Source organism: Aeromonas sp. 30P (assembly GCF_051919805.1).
Lineage (GTDB): Bacteria > Pseudomonadota > Gammaproteobacteria > Enterobacterales > Aeromonadaceae > Aeromonas > Aeromonas veronii.
Map to the genome: position 1 here is coordinate 191427 of NZ_JBQBEA010000001.1, position 25101 is coordinate 216527.

The window sequence follows — 25101 nt, forward strand, 5'->3', positions numbered from 1 at the left end:
TCTTTTGGGCTATCTCCATCGTCCGAGGTCTCTATGTCCCGCATTCTGCTGCTTGCCAATCTCAACTGTGATCATGTGCTCTCCCTCTCCGAACCGCTGGTGGCGGGGGCCCGGCTGCAATATGTGGATCAGGGGCGCAGGCTCGGCGGTGGCGCCGCCAATACCGGCATCGGGCTGGTGTGGGCAGGTCACGAGGTGACCATTGCTTCCCGTATCGGGCTGGACGAGACCGGCGACTGGCTGCTGGAGCAGGCGGCCGGTTACGGGCTGGATTGCAGCCATGTGGAGCGCTTTGGCGGCGAGACCGGCGAGCTGCTGATCCTGGTGGACTCCACTGGCGAGCGCACCATACTGCGCCGCCCACGGCGCCCCGATCTGCCCGGCGATCTGCCGCTGGAGGGGGTGGATTGCCTCTATGTGAACTATCCCGGCACCGCCATCATCAGCTACATGCGCCAGATGCTCGGCAAGAGCTTCGTGGTGGCCCAGTATCCCAAGGGCGGCCAAGCGCGCCGTCCCTGCCATGTGCTGGTGGCCTCCCGCTCCGATCTCGGCGAGGTGAGCGACCCTTGGCAACATGCCCGCCAGCTGGCGGGGGAGCAGTTGGAGTGGCTGGTATTGACCGAAGGGAAGGCGGGGGCGGTGGCCATTCATGGCGAGGAGCAGATCCGGGTTGCCGCCCGGCCAGTATCTGTGGTCGATACCACGGGGGCGGGGGATGCTTTCGCTGGTGGATTGATCCACGGTCTGGCGCGGGGCATGGCGATCAAGGATGCGTTGCAGTGCGCGGTGGACTGGGGGGCGTTTGCCGTCGCCTCAGAGAGCTCCATTCCCTCGGTCGCGCTGAAAAATTGGCTGAAACAGCCCCACTGAACCACCTCCTTGACTGTCGATTGAGGGGCGGTTCGCAGGCCATCTGGCTGCTGGTCGAATGGGCTTGGTGAGGGGGATGGTTCGGGAGATTTACCCGCCATAAAGCGGGTAAACGCCGGGCTAACCCGGCAAGTTTGCGATCAATCAAAGAAAGTGTCGATTTATGTGCATCTTCATCGACACCCGGTTGTGCTGCTCTTAACCTGTCACTCCGCAACTCAGATTAAGAGACAGGCCCCCTCTGGCGAACCAATTGGCAAACAGAGGCAAACCGGTTGTCTCCTGCCTCTTAGCTCAACGTTGTCGTCCTGATTCCTGGCTTGTAGTAAGAGGCAAGTGCGACCATGCAACTGACACGATTTACCGACTACGCCCTGCGTACCCTGACCTTCCTGGCGGTTCAGCCGGGGGATCGTCTGTCGACCATTACCGAAGTGGCCGATACCTTTGGCATCTCTCGCAACCACGTGGTCAAAATTGTGCACCAGCTTGGCATCAAGGGGTACATCGAGACGGTACGCGGCAAACATGGCGGTATCCGCCTCGGTCGATCGGCGGTCTCCATCAATTTGCGGGATGTGGTGATGGACATGGAGCATGTGCTCTGTCCGGTCGATTGCAAGCGCGAGAACTGCCGTCTCTCCGGCGGCTGCCGCATTCAGGGCATTCTGCGCCGCGCTATGAACGCCTTCCTCGAAGTGCTGGGTGAGTACACTCTGGCTGATGCGGTGCGCGATCCCAATCGTCTCTGCCACCTGCTGGGTATCGAGCAAGAGACTATTGTGACCATGGCCTGACGGGGCGTGGAATATCGAACAAGATGTGAAAGGGGCCTGATGGCCCCTTTTGCTTTTGTACGCAGGTGGTTTTTAACGACTGCCTGGCTGGCGGATCAGGGTGATGGCGCCGTGCAGACAGGCGAGGCCACAGGCACCGCAGCCATTGCAGGCATCCATATTGACGTTGATGCCGTCGGCGGTGGCCTTGATCGCTTGTTGTGGGCAGGCATCTTCACAGAGCAGGCAGTAGAAGCCCTGCCGAGCCTGACAGCTCTCTTCAATCTGCACCCGGGTCTGCACCTGACGGCCCAGTTGCAGGTCGAGGGCGCCGGTGGGACAGGCTCTGGCGCAGCTGCCACAATAGCTGCACTGGCCGCAGGCGAGATCGAGTACCGGGGTACCGGCGATGGGGCTCCCTTCGTACTCCTCTTGTATGGCCGGTTTGAGCAGACCGCGTGGGCAGGCTTTGAAGCACTCGCCGCAGCGGGTGCAGAGGGAGAGGTACTGGGACTCCTCGATGGCCCACGGCGGGCGTGCTTCATGGCAAACCACGGCGGGCTTGCGGGAAGCTTGCCAACCTTGTGTCAGCCAACGGAGGAAATAGTGAGTCATGCTCGCCCCTGATACCTATTAGGGGTTAATTTTATCGAAGTTTCGGGAAGCAGGCCAGAGAATAGCGGCCGTCAGGATCGCAAGCGCAGTTGCCCTTGTGTAAGCTAGGCGGGTCTTTTTACGTGGTTGAATGAAAACATATGTGGCTATTTCTCTGGCGTGCGTCCCTGCTCTATGTCTTTCCCCTGCTGATGTGGGCCTACTGCCGCATCAAGGATATCGAGTTCGCCGAGCTCGATACTGGCGTCAACACCCACAAGTGGGTGGTGCTGGCCGCCTACCTCATCTACGTGGTGATCTGGATCTTGGTAAACCGCTATCTCGAACTCTTCCTGCGTCAGCGGAGCCGCAAATGATTGACCCCGGACTCTGGGGGATCTTGCTGCCTGCCGCCGCACTGGCCCTCGGGCTTGGCTGGCTGATCGGGCGGCGGGCTGCCACGGCGCAAGCTCAGGAGCTGCTGCTGGCGCAGGAGCGTTATCAGGCGCTCCAGGATCGCTTCGACGAGTTGCAGGATGAGCGGATGCAGGGCCAGCAGAAGCTGGATCAGCAGCAGACCCTGCTGATCAAGCTCACCGCCCGCCTCAAGGATGCGGAAGCGACCCTGCGCAGCGAGCGGCTGGCTGCCGCCGAGAAGCTGCAACTGCAACAGGAGGCGGAGCAGCGCCTCAGCCAGCAGTTCGAGAACCTTGCCAACCGGATCTTCGAGCAAAACTCCGGCAACTTCCGCGAACTGAACCAGAACAGCCTCGATCTGCTGCTCACACCGCTCAAAGAGCAACTGGAGGGCTTTCGCCGTCAGGTGGGTGAGACCCACGCTCAAGAGACGGCCCAGCGCCACAGTCTCAAGTTCGAGTTGGAGCGCCTCGCCGAGCTCAATGCCCGCATGACCGAAGAGGCGGCGGCGTTGACCCGCGCCCTCAAGGGGGACAGCAAGCAGCAGGGCAACTGGGGGGAAGTGGTGCTGGCACGGATCCTCAGTGAGTGTGGTCTGCGCGAAGGTCATGAGTACCACACCCAGGTCAATATCGAGGTGGAGAAGGGCAAGCGCTACCAGCCCGACGTGATTGTCCACCTGCCGCAGGAGAAGGACATCATCATCGACGCCAAGGTGTCGCTGACCGCCTACGAGCGCTGGTACAACGCCGAGGACGAGCTGGAGACGGCGGTGGCGCTCAAGGAGCACGTCGCCTCGGTGCGCAACCATATCCGCGAGCTGGGCTGCAAGGATTACCAGCAGTTGCCCGGGGTGCGCACCCTCGACTATGTGCTGATGTTCGTGGCGGTAGAGCCCGCCTTCCTTACCGCGATGGAGGCCGATCCCTCGCTAGTGCGTTACGGTCTCGACAACAACATCCTGCTGGTGAGCCCCACCAACCTGATGGTGGCGCTGCGCACCATCGAGAACCTGTGGCGCTACGAGCGGCAGAACCAGAATGCCCGCCAGATTGCCGAGCGGGCCGGTCGCCTCTACGAGAAGCTGCGGCTGTTTGTGGAGGAGATGCAGCAAATGGGCGGCAGCCTGCACAAGGCGCAGGAGAGCTACGACAAGGCGATGGGACGGCTGGTCAACGGCCGTGGCAACCTGATTGCCCAGGTCGAGCGTTTCCGCGAGCTGGGGGTGGAGGTGACCAAGAGCCTACCAGAGCCGCTGGTGGAACGGGCGCTGGAGCGTGACAAGGAGCGGGAGTAGTTAGCCTGATCCGGCTTGTCAGCTGGCCAAGTGCTTACCCATTATCAGAAATCCGCAAAGCAAACGGCCCACCGAAGTGGGCCGTTTTTATTTGCAGTGCCGGTGTGGATCAGCGGCTGGCAGCGCGGGCGCTCAGCTCTGCCTTCTCGCTATCGCTCAGGAAGGCCAGGGTCAGGCCATTCTGCTGGGCGGTGCGGATCTCGCTCGTCGTCATGCCAGCGGCCGGGGCAGCCACCTCATATTCGTGCGGCAGGTCGATGCCCTCTACTGCCGGGTCGTCGGTGTTGAGGCAGGCCAGTACACCGGCAGCCAGGAACTGGCGGATCGGGTGCTCGGTCAGGCTCGCCACCGTAGTGGTCTGGATGTTGGAGGTGAGGCAGGATTCGATGCCGATGCGGTGTTCGGCCAGATAGGCCATCAGGGCCGGATCCTGAATCGCTTTGACGCCGTGGCCGATACGCTCGGCGCCCAGCTCGCGAATGGCCTGCCACATGCTCTCGGGGCCAGCGGCTTCACCTGCGTGTACGGTGACGCGCATGCCTGCATCGCGCACCTTGCGGAAGTGGTCGACAAAGAGTTCGCCCGGGAACCCCAGCTCGTCACCAGCCAGATCGATGGCCACCAGCTTGTCGCGGTGGGCCAGACAGGCGGCCAGCTCCTGATTGCACTGCTCGGTGCCGAAGGTGCGGCTCATGATGCCGATCAGGTTGGTCTTGATACCGAAGTCACGGCTGCCTGCGGCCACGCCGTCGATGATAGCTTCTACTACACCCTGCGGGTGCAGCTTGTGGGTCATCGCCATATAGGCAGGGCTGAAGCGTAGCTCGGCATAGTCGATACCGGCGCGCAGCAGATCTTCCACGTTTTCGTAGGCAACCCGGCGGCAGGCGTCATAGTCGGCCAGCACGGCCACACCCCAGTCCAGTTTCTTCAGGAAGGCAACCAGACTTGGCTCGTTTTCGACGATCTGTACGTGGGGGCGCAGCGCTTCCAGTTCGAAGGCGGGCAGCTGGATATTGTGTTGGCGACCCAGCTCGAGGATGGTTTGCGGGCGGATGTTGCCGTCCAGATGGCGGTGCAGGTCGGTCAGGGGGAGAGATCTGTCAATCATGGGGGCGCCCTCGTCGAGTCAGGTTTGAAAGCCTGCCATTCTAGGCGGGGCTTTCAAAAAAGATACCCCGTTTATGGTTAAACGGGGTTCTGGCGGGCGGTGATTTGTCAGGGCGTGATGGGAATCGTTTTTCCCGGGGACTCAGGAGAGATCGAGTTCCTTCAGCTTGCGGGTGAGGGTGTTGCGACCCCAGCCAAGCAGGCGCGCCGCCTCCTGCTTGTGGCCGTGGGTGTGCTCCAGCGCCGTCTCCAGCATGATCCGTTCGAACTGGGGCATGGCATCGGCCAGGATGTCTGTCTCTCCCAGCGCCAACTTGCTGGCCACCCACTCCTGCAACTGTTGCTGCCAACAACCGGGCAACGCCGGTTGACCCGGTTCGGCGTTGTGGGTTATGGGGGTGAGCAGCTCGGCAGGCAGGTCGCCGACCAGCACTTCTTGCCCCGAGGCCATCACGGTAAGCCAGCGGCAGACGTTCTCCAGCTGGCGCACGTTGCCCGGCCAGGGCAGGCGGCTGATATAGGCCTGGGTATCCGGGTGCAGGCTCTTGGCCTCGACGTTCAGCTCTTTGGCTGCGCGCAGCAGGAAGTGACGGGCCAGCTGGGGGATATCCTCACGGCGCTCCTTGAGGGCGGGGATGTGGATTCGGATGACGTTGAGGCGGTGGAACAGATCCTCGCGAAACTCGCCATCGGCGACCCGCTTCTCCAGATTCTGGTGGGTGGCTGCGATGATCCGTACATCCACCTGCACCGGCTGGTGGCCTCCGACTCGATAGAACTGGCCATCGGCCAAGACACGCAGCAGCCGGGTTTGCACATCCAGCGGCATGTCGCCGATCTCGTCGAGAAACAGGGTGCCGCCGTCGGCCTGCTCGAAGCGGCCATGGCGGATGTTGTTGGCGCCGGTGAATGCCCCCTTCTCGTGACCGAACAGCTCAGATTCGATGAGATCTTTGGGGATAGCCGCCATGTTGAGGGCGATAAAGTTCTTGTGGGCGCGCGGGCTGTGCTTGTGCAGCGCATGGGCGACAAGCTCCTTGCCGGTACCGCTCTGGCCGTTGATCAGCACCGAGATGCTGGAGCGCGACAGGCGGCCGATGGCGCGAAACACCTCCTGCATCGCCGGTGCCTCACCGATGATCTCCGGGGTGGCTGTCGCCTCTTGCTGGCGAGACTTGCGCTTGGTGCGCTGCTCCTTGAGGTGATTCTCGGCGCGTCGCACCAGGGTCACTGCTTCGTCGATGTCGAACGGTTTGGGCAGGTACTCGAAGGCGCCACGCTGGTAGGCGTTGACCGCGCTGTCGAGATCCGAGTGGGCGGTCATGATGATGATGGGCAGATCGGCCTGACGGCGGTGGATCTGCTCCAGCAGGCTCAGGCCGTCGATACCGGGCATCCGGATATCGGAGAGGATCACATCGGGCGAGCGCAGCTCAAGGGCGTGCAGCAGGGCTTCGCCATCGGCAAAGCTCTCGCAGTTGAAGCCTTCGCTGCCGAGAGTGCGCTCCAGCACCCAGCGGATAGAACTGTCGTCATCGACGATCCACACTTTGGCGGTCATGGGGTTCCCTTACTTGCGAAGCGGTAGAAAAATGGTGAATTCGGTGTGACCCGGCCAGCTGATGCAGTCAATTCGCCCCTTGTGCTGGTCGATCAGGTTCTGGGCGATGGAGAGGCCGAGCCCTGTGCCCCCCTCCTTGCCGGTGATCATGGGGTAGAACAGGGTGTCGCGAATGGCATCGGGAATACCGGGGCCGTTGTCGATGATCTTGATCTCCGCCGCCAGCCGGTAGCGCTGGCCGTGGATGGTGATCTGGAATGCAGTGCGGGTTTTGATACGAATAAGCCCGGTCTGATCCCCCAGTGCTTCGGCCGCGTTGCGCACTATGTTGAGAAACGCCTGCTGCAGCTGATCCGGCTCCATCTCGAATTCGGGGATGCTGGGATCGTAATCCCGCTCGATGCGAACAGTGGGCGGCAGCTCCAGCTCTACCAGTCGGCGTACTTGCTCCAGCACCGAATGGACATTGTGCATCTGGTGGCGGCCGGGGCGTTGGGGGCCGAGCAGGCGATCGACCAGAACCCGCAGTCGGTCAGCCTGTTCGATGATGATGCCGGTATATTCGCGCAGGGCCGGATCCGGCAGCTCTTTTTGCAGCAGCTGGGCCGCGCCGCGCAGGCCGCCGAGGGGATTCTTGATTTCGTGGGCGAGACCGCGCACCAGCTCTTTGGCCGCCAGCTGCTGGGCATGCTGTTGTTGTTCCTGACTGATCTTCTTCTGCTGGTCGATCTTGCGCAGCTCCACGACCAGCAGACGCTGTTCGTGGTCGGCCATCGGGGTAGCGCTCAGTTCCACCAGTCGCGGTTCTCCCTCTACCACCAGAGTCACTTCGCTATCGGTAAAGCCTTGCCCTGACACGAGGCACTGCTTGAGCCGCAGCAAATCGAGGGAGATATGTTCCAGCAGATGGGGCAGTTCGATGCCGATCAGCCTGCGTTCACTGAGGGAGAGCAGCTGTTCAGCCGCCGGGTTGACGAACTGGATGCAGAGCCGCTCATCCATCAGGATCACGGCGGTCAGCAAATTATCCAAGAGTGTTTTGGCGTTGTCCGAGCGGGTTGGCACAGGTTTCTCCCTAAAACGGTGCTACACACCTGTTATGCACCGATATGGTGCATAGAGTTTACCCGCATCGGTGCGCTATATCACCCCTAGTCGGCTTTGGGGGTGGGTTTGGGAGCCGGCGTCACGCTCGCTCTATGCAGGTAAAAGGTGACTGCACTGGATTTAGCAAGGATCGTACCGTCTTTGGCGAGCAGCTCGAGCTGAGCCTCGTGGGCGCCGCGATCGATGTTTTCGACGCGGACAGAGAGGCTGTTGCTGACGATGGGGGCGGCTTTGCCATCCAGGGTCAGGCGCACATCATACTGGGTCGGAGGTTTGGGGCTGATGGTGCCCTGAAAGACGATGTTGCCTGTGTTGTCGCGCAGGGTGCTGCCCTGTTCCGGGGAGAGCAGTTCGATGGTCAGCTTGGCCGCCTCTTTCTCTTTCTTGGCATCGGCGCCGGTCAGGCTGTTGAAGTTATCCACCTGCACCGATCTGGGCGCGCTGCTGCCCAGCAGCGGGGCGACCCGCAGATCGACCTCTTTGGCATTTTTGCCGGGTGGTGGCGCATCCGAGTAGTGGGTGATGCCATTGCCATCGACCCAGGAGTAGACCTTGGCCGCGTCCGCAGCGAACGAGGTCAGCAACAGGAGGCTGAGCACCCCTATGCCATGCTTGTTGTTCATCCATCTCTCCTTGACGGTATTTTGCTTAATCCTATCAGAGAAAAAACCCGCCAGATGGCGGGTTTTGTCACGATTAAGCAAGCTGACAAGATTTAAACGGCCAGTCTGCTGAGACTTAGACGGAGTAGTACAGTTCGAACTCCAGCGGGTGCGGGGTCATGCGCACACGGTCAACATCCTGCTGTTTCAGTTCCAGATAGGAGTTGATGAAGTCATCGCTGAACACGCCGCCACGGGTCAGGAACTCGCGGTCAGCATCCAGAGCGGCCAGGGCTTCGTCCAGAGAACCGGCAACGGTCGGCACTTCTGCGGCTTCTTCCGGCGGCAGGTCGTACAAGTTCTTGTCCATGGCATCGCCCGGATGGATCTTGTTGATGATACCGTCCAGACCGGCCATCAGCTGGGCTGCGAAGGCCAGGTACGGGTTGGCAGCCGGATCCGGGAAGCGCACTTCGATACGACGGGCTTTCGGGCTCGGTACCACCGGGATACGGATGGAGGCAGAGCGGTTGCGGGCAGAGTAGGCCAGCATGACCGGTGCTTCATAACCCGGAACCAGACGCTTGTAAGAGTTGGTGGTCGGGTTGGCGAAGGCGTTGATGGCCTTGGCGTGCTTGATGATACCGCCGATGTAGTGCAGAGCCATCTCGGACAGACCGCCGTACAGGTCACCAGCGAACAGGTTGACGCCGTTCTTGGCCAGAGACTGGTGGCAGTGCATGCCGGAGCCGTTGTCACCGAACATGGGTTTCGGCATGAAGGTCACGGTCTTGTTGTAGGCGTGGGCCACGTTGTGGATCACGTACTTCAGTACCTGCACTTCGTCAGCTTTCAGCGTAAGAGTGTTGAAGCGGGTAGCGATTTCGTTCTGACCGGCAGTAGCCACTTCGTGGTGGTGAGCTTCAACGACCTGGCCCATCTCTTCCAGCACCAGACACATGGCGGCGCGGATATCCTGGGAGGAGTCGACCGGTGCAACCGGGAAGTAACCGCCTTTCACGAACGGACGGTGACCCTTGTTGCCATGCTCATAGGCAGTGCCGGAGTTCCATGCGGCTTCTTCAGATTCGATTTTCACGAAGCTGTGGCCCATGGTGTTGGAGAAAGTAATGTTGTCGAACATGAAGAATTCCGGCTCCGGCCCGAACAGCACGGTGTCAGCAATGCCGCTGGACTTCAGGAAATCTTCTGCACGCTTGGCGATGGAGCGCGGATCGCGGTCGTAGCCCTGCATGGTGGCAGGCTCCAGCACGTCACAAACGATGTTCAGGGTGGTCTCTTCGGTGAACGGGTCCAGCTTGGCGGAGGCTGCGTCCGGCATCAGTACCATGTCGGATTCGTTGATGCCCTTCCAGCCGCCGATGGAGGAACCATCGAACATCTTGCCGTCTTCGAAGAAATCTTCATCAACCTGGTGAGCAGGGATGGATACATGCTGCTCTTTACCCTTGGTGTCGGTAAAGCGCAGATCAACAAACTTGACTTCGTGTTCCTGGATCAGGGCCAAAACGTTCTGGGCTGACATGCTAAGTAACCTCCGGTGTTAAAACTCTCTGGGTGAATGCGTCGTCGTATTCACATAAGCCAGTATCGTGCCAAGTTTGTGACAGCTTGATTTCAGGGCAATCTCGCTGAAGAGGCTCCCCAAAATCAGGCGATCTCGACTCGCGTTGCATCAATTTAGTGCGATGGTGGATCGTTTTGGTGCACTGTAATGGTGCGCGAAATACGGTCACTGCCCATCTAAGCAGGGTTTGTCAGAGAGGTCTATGATCCAGATCTGTTGTTATGCGCGAATGTACTGCAATTCTGCTAGGCAGATCACAAAGGCAAGAGTACAATTAGCGCCCAATTTTACCCGGTGATTGAGGCGAGAATGTTAGAGAATTTACGCAATATTGCGATTATTGCGCACGTTGACCACGGCAAAACGACTCTGGTTGATAAGCTGCTGCAGCAGTCCGGCACCCTGGACCGCTCCACGGAAGGCCAGGAACGGATCATGGACTCCAATGATCTGGAACGGGAACGTGGCATCACCATTCTCGCCAAGAACACTGCGATCCGCTGGAATGACTACCGCATCAACATCGTTGATACCCCGGGTCACGCCGACTTCGGTGGTGAAGTAGAGCGCGTACTGTCCATGGTTGACTCCGTGCTGCTGCTGGTTGACGCCGTAGACGGCCCGATGCCGCAAACCCGTTTCGTGACCCAGAAAGCGTTCGCTCAGGGTCTGAAGCCGATCGTGGTCATCAACAAGGTTGACCGTCCGGGTGCTCGTCCTGACTGGGTAATGGATCAGGTATTCGACCTGTTCGACAACCTGGGCGCGACTGACGAACAGCTGGATTTCAAAGTTGTTTACGCCTCTGCACTGAACGGTTGGGCCACCATGGATCAGGACGTCGAGTCCGAGAACATGGAGCCGCTGTTCCAGGCCATCGTTGACAACGTTGAAGCGCCGAAGGCTGATGCCGAAGGTGGTTTCCAGATGCAGATCTCCCAGCTGGACTACAACTCCTACGTGGGCGTTATCGGTATCGGCCGTATCACTCGTGGTCGCGTCAAGACCAACCAGCAAGTCACCATCGTTGGTGCCGACGGCAAGACCCGTAACGGTAAAGTCGGTCAGGTGCTGGGTTACCTGGGTCTGTCCCGTACTGAAGTTACCGACGCGCAAGCGGGTGACATCATCGCTATCACCGGTCTGGGCGAGCTGAAAATCTCCGACACCATCTGTGACAACGGTGCCGTTGAAGCCCTGCCGCCGCTCTCCGTTGACGAGCCGACCGTGAACATGACCTTCCAGGTCAACACCTCACCGTTCGCCGGTAAAGAGGGCAAGTTCGTGACCTCCCGTAACATTCTGGAGCGTCTGAACCAGGAGCTGGTCCACAACGTGGCCCTGCGCGTGGAAGAGACCGATGATCCGGACAAGTTCCGTGTATCCGGTCGTGGTGAACTGCACCTCTCCATCCTGATCGAAAACATGCGTCGCGAAGGTTACGAACTGGCGGTGTCCCGTCCGGAAGTAATCCTGCGTACCGTTGATGGCGTTCTGCAAGAACCGTTTGAAACCGTAACTGTGGACGTTGAAGAAGCGCACCAGGGTTCCGTGATGGAGCAACTGGGTCTGCGTAAAGGCGAAATGACCAACATGACCCCGGATGGTAAGGGTCGTGTCCGTCTGGACTTCATGATCCCGAGCCGTGGCCTGATCGGTTTCCAGACCGAGTTCATGACCATGACCTCAGGTACCGGTCTGCTGTACCACACCTTCGACCACTACGGTCCGCACAAGGGTGGCAGCATCGGCGAGCGTCAGAATGGCGTGCTGATCTCCAACGCTACCGGTAAAGCACTGACTTACGCCCTGTTCGGTCTGCAAGACCGTGGTCGTCTGTTCATCGGTCACGCGACCGAAGTGTACGAAGGCCAGGTGATCGGTATCCACTCCCGTTCCAACGACCTGACTGTTAACTGCCTGAAAGGCAAACAGCTGACCAACATGCGTGCCTCCGGTACCGACGAAGCTCAAGTGCTGACTCCGCCGATCCGCATGACTCTGGAACAGGCTCTCGAGTTCATCGATAACGACGAACTGGTAGAAGTGACTCCGAAGAACATCCGTATCCGCAAGAAATTGCTGACCGAGCTGGATCGCAAGCGCTCTGGCCGTGGTTAATGCCATGTGCTGAGCCTCGGCAGCCTTCGTGGCCGCTGACGGTTCACTGATAAACGGACCCAAACCTCTGGTTTGGGTCCGTTTTTTTATGCCTGTGATCCGCTCTGGCCATCCTGATGAGCTCGTTCAGGCCATCCGGTAATGGGGCTGATGAGCGTTGAGCGAAGGTCGTGGGGATGGGTGAGATAAAAAGCCGCAGCGGGTGAACGTTGCGGCTTTTTGCTGGCTTGCAGTGAGGGATTACTGGCGCCAGAAGGAGGGGAAGAAGAGCACGGCGACCGTCAGGATCTCCAGTCGTCCCAGCAGCATGCCGAATGACAGCAGCCATTTGGCCGATTCCGGCAGGCTGGCAAAGTTGGTGCTGGGGCCGACCACCGGGCCCATACCCGGGCCGACGTTGGCGACAGCGGTGATGGAGCTGGAGATAGCCGTCAGGGGGTCAAGCCCGATGGCGCCCAACAGTGCGGCTATCACCAGAATGATGGCGAAGTAGGCCAGCACGAATGAGATCATCGAGCGGATGATGGCGTCATTAACCGTCCGGCCATTGTACTTCTGCGGGAAGACAGCAGAAGGGTGCATCAGTTGGCGCATCTGCTTTCTGAACAGGGCGAATGCCACCTGTACCCGGAAGATCTTGAGACCACCCGCAGTGGAGCCTGAGCAGGCCCCAAGAGCCAGCAGCACGATGAAGACGATGCTGGCGAGCGGCCCCCAGGTGCCAAAGTCACCAAGGCCGTAGCCGGTGGTGGTGAGCACCGAGACGATGTTGAAGCAGCTGATGCGCAGGGCATCCCAGAAGCCGAACAGGTCTCTCTCCCACAGATAGAAGGTCATGATGACGGTAACCCATACCACCAGCCAGAAGAAGCCGCGCACCTGGGCATCCTTGAACAGGCTGTTGTCCCTGTGGTTGAGGCTCTGCACATAGAGCAGGAAGGGCAGGCCGCCGAGGAACATGAACAGGGTGCCAATCCAGTGTGCCGAGTTGGAGAAGTGGGACATGGATTGATCGGAGGTGGAGTAGCCGCCGGTACTGAGAGTGGTCATGGCGTGGTTGATCGCCTCGAACATGTTCATGCCGCTGGCCCAGTAGGCCATGAAGCAGAGCATGGAGAGCACCAGATAGACGACGACGATGTTGTTGGCGACCGTCTTGGCACGCGGGGCGCTTTTGTCCGACCAGTCCGAGCTCTCGGTCTGGAACAGCTTCATGCCGCCGACGTTGAGGTAGGGCAGCACGGCTACCGCCATCACGATAAAGCCGACCCCGCCCAGCCACTGCAGGATGGAACGCCACAACAGGATGCTGTGGGCCATGTTGTCGAGGCCGGAGAGCACGGTGGAGCCCGTGGTGGTCACCCCCGACATGGTCTCGAAGTAGGCGTCGGTGAAGTTGATGTGGGTGATGAAAACAAAAGGCAGGGCGCCGAAGATGCAGGCCACCACCCAAACCGAGGTGGTGAGCAGGAACATCTCCCGCACCCCCAGATGAAACTCCGCCTTGCGACCGTAGTGGAGGCAGAGCAGGGCGGCGCCGTGGGTGATCAGCACGGACTTGAGAAACTCGACAAATCCCTCTGACCCGGTGAGCAGTGCCAGCAAGGTGGGCAGCCACATGAAGAGCGCCAGCTTGGAGAGCACCAGCCCGAGGGTGAAGATAATGGGACGCAGCTTGATCATGTTCGATAACCTGGTCGTTGATTAACAAAAGACCCGGACCATCCCCTTGGGGGAGCTGAGCCGGGTCTGGTTTGACAGCCTGTGCGCATGAAGACGTTACAGGAAGAAGGGGCTTGGCTGGAACAGCCGCTCCACTTCCGGGATGTACTTCTTGTCCACCAGGAACATGACCACGTGGTCATCCTGCTGGATCTTGGTGCGATCGTGAGCGATCAGCACCTCATCCCCGCGCACCACGGCACCGATGGTGGTACCCGGCGGCAGCTTGAGCTCGCCCACCGTCTTGCCGACCACCTTGGAGGTGTTCTCGTCACCGTGGGCAATCGCCTCGATCGCCTCGGCGGCGCCGCGGCGCAGGCTGTAGACGTTGGCGATATCGGCCCGACGCACGTGTGTCAGCAGGGCCGAGATGGTGGCCTGCTGGGGCGAGATGGCGATATCGATAGAGCCACCCTGCACCAGATCGACGTAGGCGCCGCGCTGGATCAGCACCATGGTCTTCTTGGCGCCCATCTTCTTGGCGAGCAGCGCCGACATGATGTTGGCCTCATCCTCGTTGGTCACGGCGATGAAGACGTCGATCTGGTCGATGTGCTCCTCGGCCAGCAGCTCCTGATCCGCCGCATCGCCGCAGAAGACGATGGTGTTCTCCAGCAGTTCGGAGAGCTGCTCAGCCCGCTTCTGGTTGCGCTCGATAAGCTTGACGCTGTAGCGCTTCTCCAGCTGACGGGCGAGGCCTGCGCCAATGTTGCCGCCACCGACGATCATGATGCGGCGGTAGGGGCTCTCGAGACGCTGCAGTTCAGACATCACGGCGCGGATATGGCCCGCGGCGGCGACGAAGAAGACCTCGTCATCCGCTTCGATGATGGTAGTGCCTTGCGGGCGGATCGGGCGGCCCTGACGGAAGATGGCCGCTACGCGAGTTTCGATATTGGGCATGTGCTCGCGCAGGGTGGAGAGGGCATTACCCACCAGCGGGCCACCGTAGTAGGCCTTGACCGCGACCAGACCGACACGACCACCTGCAAAATCAACCACCTGCAGGGCGCCCGGATACTCGATCAGGCGACGCACATAGTCGGTCACCAGCTGTTCCGGCGCGATCAGGTGATCCACCGGCACCGATTCCGGCAGGAACAGGCGATCCCGTTCGGTCAGATAGGCTGGCGAGCGGATCCGCGCCACCTTGTTCGGGGTGTTGAACAGGGAGTAGGCCACCTGACAGGCGATCATGTTGGTCTCGTCACTGTTGGTGACGGCGACCAGCATGTCGGCATCCTGAGCCCCCGCTTCGCGCAGCACCTTGGGGTGTGCGCCGTGCCCGTTGACTACCCGCAGGTCGAACTTGTCTTGTAACTCCCGCAGGCGCTCACTGTCGGTATCGACGATGGTGATGTCGTTGTTCTCTCCGGCCAGGTTCTCGGCCAGAGTGCCGCCGACCTGGCCGGCTCCCAAAATGATGATTTTCATAGGGAACGTCTACTCACGTTGAGGCAGTAAAGGGGCATTTCGCCTGCATGGCGATTGCCCCGGAAGAAGCATGTCAGCGTCACAGCTTGACCAGCTTGGCGTAGTAGAAGCCATCCATCTCGGCTTCACCCGGCAGGAACTGGCGACCCGGGCAGTCCGGGGTGTCCTGTTCGTGCAACGGTACCAATTTGGCATCTTTGGTCGCGGCAAGGAAGGCGCGGATCTGTTCGCGGTTCTCTTCCGGCAGGACGGAGCAGGTGGCGTAGAGCAGGGTACCGCCGCTTTTCAGCTTGCCCCAGAGGGCGTTCAGAATACGGCGCTGCAGCTCGGCCAGCTCGCGGATGTCCTGATCACGGCGCAACCACTTGATGTCTGGGTGGCGGCGGATGACACCGGTGGCGGAGCAGGGAGCATCCAGCAGGATGCGGTCGAACTGACCCTCCGGCCACCACTGTTCCGGTGCCGCCGCATCGCCGTGGATCACCTTGGCGGTCAGGCCGATGCGATCCAGGTTCTCCTGCACCCGCTTGAGGCGGTTTTCATCGGCATCGACGGCAACCACGCCAGCCAGCTTGGGCTGACGCTCCAGCAGGTGGGCAGTCTTGCCGCCGGGGGCCGCGCAGGCATCCAGCACCCACTCGCCCGGTTGTGGGTCGAGCAGTGCCGCGGCCTGTTGTGCGGCACCATCCTGTACCGAGCAGTCACCCACTTCGAAGCCGGGCAGCTTGGTCACATCGCAAGGACGCTCCAGCAGGATGCAATCCTCGCCCTCTTCACCGGCCACGGCATTGATGCCGGCTTCGGCCATGCGAGCCAGCATGGCATCGCGGCTCTGGCGCTGGCTGTTGTTGCGGATCCACATGGGGGGACGCTGGTTGTTCGCCTCCATGATGAATTCCCACTCATCGTGATAGGCCTGACGCAGGCGCTTGGTGAGCCACTCCGGATGACCGAGGCGAATGCTGGGAACACGGTCGATACGCAGCAGAATGACTTCGGCGCTGCGCTGGAAGTTGCGCAGCACGCCGTTGATGAGGCCACGCAGGGAGGTGCCCTTGAGCAGTTTGACGGCGTTGACGGTCTCGGCCACCGCGGCGTGAGCCGGAATGCGGGTGTAGATGAGCTGATAGAGACCGACCAGGATGAGGTAGTGGAAAATGCGGCTCTTGTTCTTGAGCGGTTTGTCCATCATCTCGTTGACTGCCGCATCGAGGCGGGGCAGCCAGCGCAGGGTGCCGTAGCAGAGTTCTTGCAGGAGAGCGCGATCGCGAGGTGCAACCTTCTCCTGGGCAGCAGGCAGAACAGCGGAGAGGGATTGACCCTGATCCAGCACCTGTTGAATAACGAGAGCGGCCTGTGCACGTGTTTTCATAGAGTTACCTTAGATGCGCAAGTCGGGGCCTGGGCCCCGCTTGTGTCAATTCAATCCAGTTCAATTCAATTGCGTGCCGGGTTCAAACCAGTCGCGGCGAGAGTTGAGCAGATCCGAAACGGACATCGCCTTCTTGCCGGGCGGTTGCAGGGTCAGCAGGCGCAGTACCCCTTTGCCGGTAGCGATATCGATCCCCTGCTTGTCGGCCTTGAGCAGGGTGCCGGCGGGTTGGCCGTGGTCGCTGTCAATGACGGCGGCTTGCCATACCTTGACGGTCTGGTCAGCCACTTCAAACCAGCTGATGGGCCAGGGGTTGAACGAGCGGATGCAGCGTTCGATGGCAACCGCCTCCATCGACCAGTCGATGCGGGCCTCTTCCTTGGAGAGCTTCTCGGCGTAGTTGGCCAGCGCATCATCTTGTGCCTCGGCAGCGGTTTCACCGGCAGCCATGGCATTGATGGTGTCGACCAGTGCCTGAGGGCCCAGCTCGGCCAGCTTGTCATAGAGGCTGGCGGAGGTCTCGTCGGCGGCGATGGGGCAGCTGACCTTGCGGATCATGGCACCGGTATCCAGTCCCACATCCATCTGCATGATGGTGACGCCGGTTTCGGCATCGCCCGCCCAGATGGAGCGCTGGATCGGTGCCGCGCCGCGCCAGCGGGGCAGCAGGGAGCCATGGACGTTGATGCAGCCCAGACGCGGGGTATCGAGCACCACCTTGGGCAGGATCAGGCCATAGGCCACCACCACCATCAGGTCGGCGCCAAGGGCGGCCAGTTCGGCTTGCGCCTCTTCCTTGCGCAGAGAGGCAGGTTGGTAAACCGGCAGGTTGTGGGCCAGTGCCAGCTCTTTGACCGGGCTGGCGGTGAGCTTCTGGCCACGGCCTGCTGGCTTGTCGGGCTGGGTATAAACGGCAACGACCTCGTGGTCGGAAGACAACAACGCCGCCAGGTGACGGGCGGCGAAGTCGGGAGTACCGGCAAAAATCAGTTTCAGCTTATTCAATGGGGCAGATCCTCAGAGGACTTTGCGATCTTCACGGGCCATCTTTTCCAGCTTCTGGCGAATGCGCTGGCGCTTGAGCGGGGACAAGTAATCCACAAACAGCTTGCCGACCAGATGATCCATCTCATGCTGGATGCAGATGGCGAGCAGATCGTCGGCTTCCAGCTCGAACGGCTTGCCGTTGCGATCCAGGGCGCGGATTTTGATCTGTTCGGCGCGAGGCACCAGAGCACGGCTGCCGGGCACGGAGAGGCAACCCTCTTCAATGCCGGTGCTGCCGCACTGCTCGATGACCTCCGGATTGATCAATACCAGAGGATCTTCACGGTTTTCAGAGACATCGATCACTATGATGCGCTGGTGAATGTCGACCTGAGTCGCGGCCAGGCCAATGCCTTCCTCCGCGTACATGGTTTCGAACATATCATCTACAATCTGTTGTAACTCGGGTGTAAAGGTCTCGACAGGGGCTGCAACGGTGCGCAGGCGCTCATCGGGAAAACGCAATACATCTAGAATGGCCATAGTTTTTTCTTTAGTTTCGTATAAATGCAGTCAATATTGGCGTAATTCTAGTCATTTACGCCGACAAAAAACAGCAACACTTTGCGTACAGAAGTAACAGGGAGTGTTATGTATCTGAAGCAAACCATCCTCGCCTGCCTGCTGGTGACCGTGAGTCAGGCAGCATTGGCCGATCAGCTCAGGCTGAAAGCGGGTTACCCCGAAAGTTATGTAGTGCAAAAAGGCGACACCCTGTGGGATATCTCCGGCAAGTATCTTTCCGAACCCTGGCTCTGGCCCCGTCTCTGGAATATCAATCCGCAGATTGCCAATCCTCACTGGATCTACCCCGGTGATGTACTGCATCTGAGCTGGGTCAATGGTGAACCCCGGCTCGGCAAGGCGATGCAGGGTGGCAAGCAAGTCATCCGCCTCGGCCCGAAAACCCGTTACGAAAACAAAGCCAACCCCATTCCGACCCTGCCTATCAGCGAGATCGGCCCCTTCCTGCAAACCGACCATATTCTGGCTGACAGCCAGCAGCAGAAAACCTTGCCCTATCTGCTGGGGTCGGATCAGAAACATATCGGCATGCTGGAGGGGGACACCCTCTATGTGCAGGGCTCCCTGACGCCGGGGCAGGTTTATGGCATTTATCACCCCGGAGTGGTCTACAAGGATCGCGAAACCGGTGAACTGCTGGGCCAGGAGGCGATCTTTGCCGGTGTGGTGCGGGCCGTGGCGCGTCTTGATGGCGATCGGACCGAGGTGACTCTGACTCATAACCAGCGCGAAGTGCTGCAGGGCGACAAGGTGATGCCGCTGCCCGCTCAGGAGAACATGCCCGCCGTCTTCACACCGAAAGCGGCACCTGCCATCACGCCGGGCTATGTCATCGATTTGCCGAACAAGACCCGGGGCGGTGGCAAGTTTGATGTGGTGCTGATCAACCGGGGTGGCCGCGATCAGCTAGTCGCCGGGGATGTACTGGATGTCAGACGGCCCGGTGCTGCTCTGGTCACCAAGAATGGCGATGTGCAGTACAAGGAGCTCTCGTCGGTTTTTAACCGGGTGTTTTACAGCAGCAACAAGAAGGCACCATTGCCCTCTGAAGCGATTGCCCGCGTCATGTTGTTCAAGGTGTATGACAAGCTGAGTTACGGTCTCATCATGCAGAGTAACGACATGGTGAGTGCGGGCTATCAGGTCACTCACTTCTGACGTGAACTACCCCGACGCGCGTCTGGCGCTTTGGCTAACTCTCGATACGGTCACCGGTATCGGTCCGGTGACCGCTGCACGTCTGTTGGAACGGGCTGGGGGAAGTATTGAGGCCCTGTTTCAGAGCGATGAAGCGCAACTGCATGGAATGGGGTTGTCGTCAGAGCAGATCAAACAACTGCGCTGGCCCTCGCCGGTGGTTGAGCAGAGCCTGGCTTGGGCCGCTTTGCCTGACAATATCCTTATTCCGCAAGATCACCCGATTTATCCACCCTTGTTGCGGGACATTCCCGCGGCACCCCTGTTGCTCTACTGTCGTGGCGATCTTGCTGCGCTATCGCGACCCCAGCTGGCAATGGTGGGGACACGCCATCCTACCTATGCAGGCAAAGATAATGCCTCCCGCCTTTGTAGCGAGCTGGTTGGATGCGGGTTAGCCATCACCTCGGGCCTTGCGCTCGGTATCGATGGTGTCTGCCATCAGCAGTCGCTGGCTTCTGGTGGTATTACCCTTGCCGTGCTGGGTTCCGGGCTGGATTGCCTCTACCCCAAACGCCATCAGGGGCTGGCAGGCCAGATTCTGGAGAGCGGTGGTTTGCTTATCTCCGAGCTGGCGCCGGATAAAGGGCCGCTGGCTGAACATTTTCCTCGTCGCAACCGTATTATCAGTGGTCTGTCGCTGGGAACTCTGGTGGTGGAGGCGACAGAGCAGAGCGGTTCGCTGATCACAGCTCGCTATGCGCTTGAACAGGGGCGTGAAGTGTTTGCGGTACCCGGCGCCCCGCAAAATGCCCAGGCGATAGGGTGTAACAGATTAATTCAGCAGGGGGCCAAACTTGTGCTGAGTGCGGCCGATATAGTGGAAGAGCTGCCAGAGTGGGTCGTACGGCCAGATCCGTCGGTCACACCATCTGAGCAACCGCATAATAGCGAATTGCCTTATGCCGATTTGTTGGATAACGTAGATTATGAGACCACGAGCGTGGATACCGTTGCCGAGCGGGCCCAGCTTCCTGTCGAAGTGGTATTGGGCAGGTTGGTAGAGCTGGAGCTGGCCGGTGCAGTGATGGCGGTAGCCGGTGGATACGTCAGAGCGAGGAGGGCGAATCATGTTTGATGTATTGATGTACCTTTTCGAGACCTACATCCACAGCGATGCAGATGTGATGGTCGAGCAGGATGAGCTCACCGACGAGTTGAGCCGGGCCGGTTTCGATAAAGAAGAGATCGACAAGGCGCTCGACTGGCTGGAGCGGCTGGCCAATCTGCACGATAGCGAGCGGGAGGTCTATGTTACCGCCAGCGCGCAAGGCTCGATGCGTATCTATGCTCCGCAAGAGCTGGCACGCCTCAGCACCGAGTGCCGCGGCTTCCTGCTCTTTCTGGAACAGGCCCAGGTGTTGAATGCCGAAACCCGCGAGATCTGTATCGAGCGCCTACTCGAGCTGGACAAGCCGGATATCGAGCTGGATGACCTGAAGTGGGTCGTCATGATGGTGCTGTTCAACGTACCGGGCAGTGAAAATGCCTACCAGCAGATGGAAGAGCTGGTGTTTGATGAGTCAGACGGCGTCATTCACTGACAGTCCGGTGCCGCGCTGGTAGAATTCAGGCCATCTGGATTTCAAGGCGCGGCCCATGTCAAAAATCGATCATCACCTCTTTTCAGCCCACGAACATGCCTTCGAGCGCGAGCCGTGCCCGCAGTGCGGGGCCGAGCTGGTGATCCGCCAGGGCAAACATGGCCCCTTTCTTGGCTGTTCTGCCTATCCTGCCTGTGATTACATACGCTCCCTGACGCCATCCGGCCGCGACATCGAAAAGGTGCTCGAAGGCTCTGCCTGTCCCGATTGCGGAGAGCCGCTGGCGATCAAGAAGGGGCGTTATGGTCTGTTTGTCGGTTGTACCCAGTATCCGGCCTGTCAGCACATCGAATCCCTGCAGGAGAGTGACGATACCCAGATCCTCTGCCCCGAGTGCGGCAAGGGGCATCTGGTGAGCCGCACCTCCCGCTACGGCAAGCAGTTTTACTCTTGTGATGGCTATCCACACTGCAAATATGTGGTGAACGACAAGCCGATCCCCATGCCTTGTCCCACGTGTGGCTGGGGCATCATGGTAGAGAAAAAAGTGAGGGGAACTCTGCGTTGGGTCTGTCCGCAAAAGAAATGCGGCCACCAAAGTGAGCAGGTATAATCCCGCCGCCGCAACCGGATTGAAACGTTTTCGGTGAACTTCAACCCCCCACTTGGAGTAAGGAAATTCCCACCATGAATAAACCCTTTGTTGCCGTATTGATGGGCTCTGATTCTGATTTCCCCGTGATGCAAACCACCCTCGAGGTGCTCAAGTCATTTGATATCGCAGTGGAAGTCAAAGTCACCTCCGCGCACCGCACGCCGGCTGCGACCCATCAGTATGTGACCGATGCCGAGGCCCGTGGCTGCAAGGTCTTTATCTGTGCTGCCGGTCTGGCGGCGCATCTGGCGGGTGCCGTAGCCGGCATCACGACTCGTCCTGTGATCGGGGTACCCATCGATGGTGGCCCGCTCAAGGGGCTGGATGCGCTGCTCTCCACCGTGCAGATGCCGGGTGGTGTACCGGTGGCGACCGTGGCGATCGGCAAAGCCGGTGCCAAGAACGCAGGTTATCTGGCAGCCCAGATGCTGGCAGTAGCCGATGATGAACTGGCGGCCAAGGTTCGGGCCGAACGCCAGAAGAATGCCGAAGAGGTGATGGCCAAGGATGCCGCCCTGCAGGCTCAACTCAAGTAAGTGAACGGGTGGCGATCCGGATGTGTCGTATTTTCCTGTGCAACAGCAAAACGTCACTTTGCCATGGTCGCCGCCATACGGATTCAACTTGCTACTAAGTGACGAGGCGGCAGCCTGGCTGCCGCATTTTTCCTATGCCAAATGAATTTGAACAGGCAGTTGCCGCCCTCCAGCAGGAAGGGGTGATTGCTTATGCGACCGAGGCCGTGTTTGGCCTGGGGTGTGATCCCGACTCCGAAGTTGCGGTGCAGCGACTGCTGGCCATCAAACAGCGTCCGGTGGAGAAGGGGTTGATCCTGATTGCTGCCGATTTGGCACAATTGCAGGACTACATCGATCTGAGCCAACTTAGCGGTGAGCAACTGGCTCGGGTTGAAGCCAGCTGGCCCGGTCCTTTTACCTGGATCATGCCTGCCCGTGCGACGACGCCGGCCTGGCTGACCGGGCAGTTCGAGACCCTGGCGGTGCGCGTGACGGCTCATCCTCAGGTTCAGGCGTTGTGTCGCGCCTTTGGCAAGCCGCTGGTCTCTACCAGCGCCAACCTGACCGGTGAGGAGCCTGCTCGTCGGGTAGCCGATATCGGTGATCGGCTGGCAAGCAAGTTAGCCTATATCCTGCCCGGTGAAGTGGGTGGTCAAGCCAACCCATCAGAGATCAAGGACGCCCGAACCGGCGCCATTATTCGCCCCTCCTGAGCAGGCGGATACGTCATGATTTGCCATCAATCCGCTGAGCGGTGAGCTCATCGGATTGATTTAACTATAAAAATGGACAGGGCGTTCACGATCCTGTCTGACTGGAGACAAGATGAGCAAACCGGATGTGGCCCAGGTCAAGGCCTTCCTGTTGCAGTTGCAGGACGAGATCTGCCGTGGTCTGGAGCAGGCCGATGGCAGTGGGCACTTTGTGGAAGATGCCTGGAGCCGTGAAGGCGGTGGCGGTGGTCGCACCCGTGTGCTGCGCCACGGCGCGGTGATCGAGCAGGGGGGCGTCAACTTCTCCCATGTCTATGGCGATGCCATGCCTGCCTCTGCTACAGCCCATCGGCCAGAGTTGGCCGGTCGCAAGTTCGAGGCGATGGGCGTGTCGCTGGTGATCCATCCGCACAACCCCTATGTGCCGACCAGCCACGCCAACGTCCGTTTCTTCATCGCCGAGAAAGAGGGTGAAGAGCCCATTTGGTGGTTTGGCGGTGGCTTCGATTTGACGCCATTCTACCCGTTTGCCGAGGATGTCCAGCACTGGCATCAGGTCTCCCGTGATCTCTGCCAGCCATTTGGTGATGAGATCTACCCCGAGTTCAAATCTTGGTGCGATCGCTACTTCTTCCTCAAACACCGCAACGAGACGCGGGGGGTGGGCGGTCTCTTCTTCGACGATCTGAATCGCTGGCCCTTTGCCGACTGCTTTGCCTTTATGCGGGCGGTAGGTCGGGGTTATCTCGACGCCTACCTGCCGATCATCGAACGACGCAAGGCACTGCCCTATGGCGAGCGGGAGCGGGAGTTCCAGCTCTATCGTCGCGGCCGTTATGTGGAGTTCAATCTGGTGTATGACCGTGGCACCCTGTTCGGGCTGCAGACCGGCGGACGTACCGAGTCAATCCTGATGTCGATGCCACCGCTGGCACGTTGGGAGTATGACTGGCAGCCGGAGGCGGGCACTCCTGAAGCCTTGCTCTACACCGATTACCTCACGCCGCGAGAGTGGCTGTGACCCGAGGGACCATGATGGTCCCTTTTTACTGGCCGTTATTCGGCTTGTTCCCGAGAGTGAAAACCCGTTAAATCGGAATATTGCCCTCTGATGGAACTCTTTGATGGATCGTTATCTGGTTTTTGGCCACCCGGTGCGCCACAGCAAGTCCCCCTTCATTCACACCCTGTTTGCCAGACAAACCCAGCAAGAGCTGGAGTATGGGCTGGCTGAACCCGCCGTCGACGAGTTTGCCCAAGCCCTGTGCACCTTCTTTGACCAAGGGGGCAAGGGCTGCAACGTCACTGTGCCGTTCAAGGAGCAGGCATTCACTCTGGTCGATCGCTTGAGCCCAAGGGCCAAGCGGGCGGGCGCGGTCAATACCATCAAGCTGACCGATGATGGCGTGTTGCTGGGGGATAATACCGATGGCGCTGGATTGGTCGCCGATCTCAAGTCCCATGGTGTGACGCTGGCGGATAGCCGGATCCTGCTGCTGGGTGCCGGTGGCGCTGCTCGCGGTGCATTGGCGCCGCTGCTGGCTGAGTTGCCGAGCGAGCTGGTGATCGCCAACCGCACCCACACAAAAGCGCAACAGTTGGCTGCCGAATTCTGCGATCTGGGGCCTGTGACTGCCCAGACCTATGAGCAGTTGGCAGGGCTATTCGATCTCGTCATCAATTCGACTTCTGCCAGCCTGCAAGGAGAGCTGCCGCCGTTGGCCCCTGCCCTGATCCACACTGATATTGCCATCTACGACATGATGTATGGCGCCTCGGATACGGCGTTTATCAGTTGGGCCAAGCAGCATGGGGCCCGTCAAACCATGGATGGACTCGGCATGCTGGTGGAACAGGCCGCCGAAGCGTTTACCGTGTGGCGCGGAATTCGTCCCGGGACTAAACAGGTATTGAGAGAGTTGAAGCGTAACTTGGGGGTGATATGAACCAGGGTATTCTGTTTCCCGACCTGATGGAGTGGCAGGTTGACGAACAGCGGGTGCGTTTTCCTGCCCAGCAGATGGGGGCACTGATAGATTGTTACATCAGCCAGCGGCGACTGGAGAGAATGACAGGTCTGGCGCTGACGAGAGAGGATGACATCGTCAGAGCCTTTGAAAGTGTGCGTTTTGACATTGAAGATCTGGCTGAAAAACTCATTGAAGAACAAGAGTTTGCTGAAGATGGCGCTATCTATCTCTGATTTTTCAAAGTTTTTTTGTTTTGTAGCGGAACTACTTTGAAATGGCGCTGACTAACTAGATAGTTGAGGAAGTGCTAGCTAGTCACCTTTATAACCCCCCGGTATTCGTACTGGGGATTTTTTTA

The 25101-nt window shown here is 59.6% G+C and carries 25 protein-coding genes; 14 read left to right on the forward strand and 11 right to left on the reverse strand.

Features of this window, described 5'->3' with window-relative positions:
* Positions 1-33: 33 nt before the first annotated feature.
* Both ACTG2B_RS00895 and ACTG2B_RS00900 read left to right on the forward strand, forming a co-directional pair.
* Positions 34-873 carry a PfkB family carbohydrate kinase gene (locus ACTG2B_RS00895; RefSeq protein WP_042062429.1) on the forward strand — a complete coding sequence of 280 codons (840 nt, stop codon included), beginning with the start codon at positions 34-36 and terminating at the stop codon, positions 871-873.
* Positions 874-1217: 344 nt separating this feature from the next.
* On the forward strand, positions 1218-1670 hold the full coding sequence (locus ACTG2B_RS00900) for an Rrf2 family transcriptional regulator (RefSeq protein ID WP_005339654.1): 453 nt from the start codon (positions 1218-1220) through the stop codon (positions 1668-1670).
* A gap of 72 nt (positions 1671-1742) precedes the next feature.
* On the opposite strand, the gene ACTG2B_RS00905 is transcribed toward ACTG2B_RS00900, so the two are convergent.
* Complete coding sequence (locus ACTG2B_RS00905; RefSeq protein WP_021231494.1) at positions 1743-2264, reverse strand: ferredoxin-type protein NapF; 522 nt, start codon at positions 2262-2264, stop codon at positions 1743-1745.
* Positions 2265-2404: 140 nt separating this feature from the next.
* Between ACTG2B_RS00905 and ACTG2B_RS00910 the strand changes: the two genes are divergently transcribed.
* A complete protein-coding gene (locus ACTG2B_RS00910) occupies positions 2405-2620 on the forward strand; it encodes a hypothetical protein (protein WP_021231493.1) in 216 nt (71 codons plus the stop codon).
* Positions 2617-3957, forward strand: a complete 1341-nt coding sequence (gene rmuC / locus ACTG2B_RS00915) for a DNA recombination protein RmuC (RefSeq protein WP_439995042.1) — start codon at positions 2617-2619, stop codon at positions 3955-3957. The genes ACTG2B_RS00910 and rmuC overlap by 4 nt, the downstream gene beginning before the upstream one ends.
* Before the next feature lie 109 nt (positions 3958-4066).
* Here rmuC and add read toward each other — a convergent pair whose 3' ends face one another.
* The 5 genes from add to glnA all read right to left on the reverse strand — a co-directional run bounded on the left by add (position 4067) and on the right by glnA (position 9883).
* On the reverse strand, positions 4067-5068 hold the full coding sequence (gene add / locus ACTG2B_RS00920; RefSeq protein ID WP_439995043.1) for an adenosine deaminase: 1002 nt from the start codon (positions 5066-5068) through the stop codon (positions 4067-4069).
* Positions 5069-5209: 141 nt separating this feature from the next.
* Positions 5210-6628 (reverse strand): nitrogen regulation protein NR(I), encoded by a 1419-nt coding sequence (gene glnG, locus ACTG2B_RS00925; RefSeq protein WP_005339666.1) that lies wholly within the window; start codon positions 6626-6628, stop codon positions 5210-5212.
* A gap of 9 nt (positions 6629-6637) precedes the next feature.
* Entirely contained in the window at positions 6638-7693 is a 1056-nt protein-coding gene (gene glnL, locus ACTG2B_RS00930) for a nitrogen regulation protein NR(II) (protein WP_113740316.1), read from the reverse strand.
* Positions 7694-7779: 86 nt separating this feature from the next.
* Entirely contained in the window at positions 7780-8358 is a 579-nt protein-coding gene (locus ACTG2B_RS00935; protein ID WP_113740317.1) for a DUF4124 domain-containing protein, read from the reverse strand.
* A 115-nt stretch (positions 8359-8473) separates the two neighbouring features.
* Positions 8474-9883 carry a glutamate--ammonia ligase gene (gene glnA, locus ACTG2B_RS00940; RefSeq protein WP_005339672.1) on the reverse strand — a complete coding sequence of 470 codons (1410 nt, stop codon included), beginning with the start codon at positions 9881-9883 and terminating at the stop codon, positions 8474-8476.
* A gap of 351 nt (positions 9884-10234) precedes the next feature.
* Here glnA and typA point away from each other — a divergent pair, with 351 nt between their 5' ends.
* The gene (typA, locus tag ACTG2B_RS00945) at positions 10235-12046 is read left to right on the forward strand and encodes a translational GTPase TypA (protein ID WP_005339679.1); all 1812 of its coding nucleotides are present in this window, start codon (positions 10235-10237) and stop codon (positions 12044-12046) included.
* A gap of 240 nt (positions 12047-12286) precedes the next feature.
* Here typA and ACTG2B_RS00950 read toward each other — a convergent pair whose 3' ends face one another.
* The 5 genes from ACTG2B_RS00950 to def form a co-directional block, all read right to left on the reverse strand.
* Positions 12287-13729, reverse strand: a complete 1443-nt coding sequence (locus ACTG2B_RS00950) for a TrkH family potassium uptake protein (protein WP_069527008.1) — start codon at positions 13727-13729, stop codon at positions 12287-12289.
* Between the two features lie 96 nt (positions 13730-13825).
* Positions 13826-15202: a Trk system potassium transporter TrkA gene (gene trkA / locus ACTG2B_RS00955; protein ID WP_005339689.1), complete on the reverse strand. Its 1377-nt coding sequence runs from the start codon at positions 15200-15202 to the stop codon at positions 13826-13828.
* Between the two features lie 79 nt (positions 15203-15281).
* The gene (gene rsmB, locus ACTG2B_RS00960) at positions 15282-16574 is read right to left on the reverse strand and encodes a 16S rRNA (cytosine(967)-C(5))-methyltransferase RsmB (protein WP_005356215.1); all 1293 of its coding nucleotides are present in this window, start codon (positions 16572-16574) and stop codon (positions 15282-15284) included.
* Between the two features lie 60 nt (positions 16575-16634).
* Positions 16635-17579, reverse strand: a complete 945-nt coding sequence (gene fmt, locus ACTG2B_RS00965; RefSeq protein ID WP_005357507.1) for a methionyl-tRNA formyltransferase — start codon at positions 17577-17579, stop codon at positions 16635-16637.
* 12 nt (positions 17580-17591) lie between these two features.
* The gene (gene def / locus ACTG2B_RS00970) at positions 17592-18104 is read right to left on the reverse strand and encodes a peptide deformylase (protein WP_005357510.1); all 513 of its coding nucleotides are present in this window, start codon (positions 18102-18104) and stop codon (positions 17592-17594) included.
* 108 nt (positions 18105-18212) lie between these two features.
* Between def and ACTG2B_RS00975 the strand changes: the two genes are divergently transcribed.
* The 9 genes from ACTG2B_RS00975 (at position 18213) to ACTG2B_RS01015 (ending at position 24976) form a co-directional block, all read left to right on the forward strand.
* The gene (locus tag ACTG2B_RS00975; protein WP_103250697.1) at positions 18213-19304 is read left to right on the forward strand and encodes a LysM peptidoglycan-binding domain-containing protein; all 1092 of its coding nucleotides are present in this window, start codon (positions 18213-18215) and stop codon (positions 19302-19304) included.
* 1 nt (position 19305) lies between these two features.
* Positions 19306-20421: a DNA-processing protein DprA gene (gene dprA / locus ACTG2B_RS00980; RefSeq protein WP_439995044.1), complete on the forward strand. Its 1116-nt coding sequence runs from the start codon at positions 19306-19308 to the stop codon at positions 20419-20421.
* Complete coding sequence (locus ACTG2B_RS00985; protein ID WP_005339699.1) at positions 20414-20887, forward strand: DUF494 family protein; 474 nt, start codon at positions 20414-20416, stop codon at positions 20885-20887. Before dprA ends, ACTG2B_RS00985 begins: the two co-directional genes overlap by 8 nt.
* 55 nt (positions 20888-20942) lie before the next feature.
* A complete protein-coding gene (locus ACTG2B_RS00990; RefSeq protein WP_069527003.1) occupies positions 20943-21500 on the forward strand; it encodes a DNA topoisomerase family protein in 558 nt (185 codons plus the stop codon).
* 74 nt (positions 21501-21574) lie between these two features.
* Complete coding sequence (gene purE / locus ACTG2B_RS00995) at positions 21575-22078, forward strand: 5-(carboxyamino)imidazole ribonucleotide mutase (protein WP_005339704.1); 504 nt, start codon at positions 21575-21577, stop codon at positions 22076-22078.
* Between the two features lie 134 nt (positions 22079-22212).
* Positions 22213-22773, forward strand: coding sequence for a Sua5/YciO/YrdC/YwlC family protein (locus ACTG2B_RS01000; RefSeq protein WP_335843566.1), 561 nt, complete (start codon positions 22213-22215; stop codon positions 22771-22773).
* 112 nt (positions 22774-22885) lie between these two features.
* A complete protein-coding gene (hemF, locus tag ACTG2B_RS01005; protein ID WP_236272009.1) occupies positions 22886-23794 on the forward strand; it encodes an oxygen-dependent coproporphyrinogen oxidase in 909 nt (302 codons plus the stop codon).
* 103 nt (positions 23795-23897) lie between these two features.
* Entirely contained in the window at positions 23898-24719 is an 822-nt protein-coding gene (gene aroE / locus ACTG2B_RS01010; RefSeq protein ID WP_252656550.1) for a shikimate dehydrogenase, read from the forward strand.
* Positions 24716-24976 (forward strand): DUF1488 domain-containing protein, encoded by a 261-nt coding sequence (locus tag ACTG2B_RS01015; RefSeq protein ID WP_439995045.1) that lies wholly within the window; start codon positions 24716-24718, stop codon positions 24974-24976. Before aroE ends, ACTG2B_RS01015 begins: the two co-directional genes overlap by 4 nt.
* The last annotated feature ends 125 nt before the right edge of the window (positions 24977-25101 follow it).